Genomic DNA, 2,139 nt, shown 5'->3' with positions numbered 1-2,139 from the left:
GTCTGATACACCCTCGCCGTGTCGCCACACCCGCCCCATCCTTCACGCCCCCTTCGCCTTTTCCATTCGGCCCGGTATGCTGCCCGGACGTGAACTGGCGGATACTCAGGGCCAGAACACACTCTCATCAACGATTCCTGGAGGGGGAATATGAGTCTGGAACGTCCCTGGCTGCAGAGTTATCCCAACGGCGTACCCGCCGAGATCGACGTCAACGAGTTCCATTCGGTCTCCGCCGTCTTCGACACCTCGGTGGCCAAGTATCGCGACCGTCCCGCCTACTCCAGTTTCGGCAAGACCATCACCTACGGTGAAACCGACGCCTTGGTCGAGCAGTTCGCCGCCTACCTGCTAGGCGAGCTGAAGCTCAAGAAGGGCGACCGCGTCGCCCTGATGATGCCCAACTGCCTGCAGTACCCGGTGGCCACGTTCGGCGTGCTGCGTGCCGGCCTGACCGTGGTCAACGTCAATCCGCTGTACACGGCCCGTGAGCTCAAGCACCAGCTGGTGGACTCCGGCGCGGCGGTGATCGTGGTGGTCGACAACTTCGGCGACACCGTGCAGCAGGTCATTGCCGACACGCCGATCAAGCATATCGTCACCACCGGCCTGGGCGACATGCTCGGCGCCAAGGGCGTGGTGGTGAACTTCGTGCTGAAGTACATCAAGAAGATGGTGCCCAACTACACCCTGCGCGGTGCGGTGCGCTTCAACCAGGCGCTCAAGCTGGGCAGCCGCCACAGCCTGCCCAAGGTTGAAATCGACCACGACGACGTCGCCTTCCTGCAGTACACCGGCGGCACCACCGGCGTGGCCAAGGGCGCGATGCTGACCAACCGCAACCTGGTCGCCAACATGCAGCAGGCCTCGGCCTGGATCTCCGCCTCGGGGATCGAGATGGGCAAGGAGTGGATCATCACCGCCCTGCCGCTGTACCACATCTTCGCGCTGACGGCGAACGGCCTGGTCTTCATGAAGTTCGGTGGCTGCAATCACCTGATCACCAACCCGCGCGACATGAAGGGCTTCGTCAAGGAGCTGAAGGCGACCCGCTTCACCGCCATCACCGGCGTCAACACGCTGTTCAACGGCCTGCTCAACACGCCCGGCTTCGATGAGATCGACTTCTCGTCGCTGAAGGTCACTCTGGGCGGCGGCATGGCCGTGCAGCGCGCCGTGGCTGAACGCTGGAAGAAGGTGACCGGGGTAACCCTGGTGGAGGCCTACGGCCTGACCGAGACCTCGCCGGCCGCCTGCATCAATCCACTGGACCTGGCCGAGTACAACGGCGCGATCGGCCTGCCGATCCCYTCCACCGACGCCTGCGTGAAGGACGACGACGGCAAGACCCTCACCCCSGGCGAAGTCGGCGAGCTGTGCATCAAGGGCCCGCAGGTGATGAAGGGCTACTGGCAGCGCSCGGAAGAAACCGCCAAGGCSATCGACGCCGACGGCTGGCTGCACACCGGCGACATGGCGCGSATGGACGAACAGGGCTTCTTCTACATCGTGGACCGCAAGAAGGACATGATTCTGGTGTCCGGCTTCAACGTGTACCCGAACGAAGTCGAAGACGTGATCGCGATGATGCCCGGCGTGCTGGAAGTGGCKGCGGTCGGCGTGCCGGATGAAAAGTCCGGCGAGATCGTCAAGGTGGTCATCGTCAAGAAGGACCCCAAYCTGACCGCCGARATGGTCAAGGARCAYGCCCGSGCCAACCTGACCGGCTACAAGCACCCCAGAATCGTCGAATTCCGAAAGGAACTGCCCAAGACCAATGTGGGCAAGATCCTGCGCCGCGAGCTGCGCGATACCCCCGCCCCGTAAGGCTTCGGCGGTCATTCAGGCATTCCACGGCCCCAGCCGGTGACGGCTGGGGCCTTTGCGTTGAGCGGGTGACCGGCGGTGTAGGATCGCGGCGAGTGGACCCGTCCGGCCCGCCGCCCACCGTCCTCCCTCCGGGCCAGAAACGCCGAGGAAATCGCCATGCAAACGATCGAAAAGCTGAACATTACCCGCGGCTATTCCACCATCCGCACCGAAACCACCGCTGACAACGCCGCCCATTGGTTGTTCATGCATGCCGACGCCGCCACGGGCGTTCGCCCCTGCTGCCGCCGGGACATGCTGGATGAGATG

The 2,139-nt window shown here is 63.8% G+C and carries 1 protein-coding gene; it reads left to right on the top strand.

All coding sequences use genetic code 11. From position 1 onward, the window contains the following. Window positions 1–150: 150 nt before the first annotated feature. A complete protein-coding gene (locus tag AC1DQP_RS19720; RefSeq protein WP_478052326.1) occupies window positions 151–1,827 on the top strand; it encodes a long-chain fatty acid--CoA ligase in 1,677 nt (558 codons plus the stop codon). Window positions 1,828–2,139 lie beyond the last annotated feature (312 nt).

It is taken from the genome of Stenotrophomonas sp. P5_A8 (genome assembly GCF_056400545.1).
Note: the sequence above shows the minus strand (reverse complement) of the source record. Positions and strands in the feature narration are given on the sequence as shown.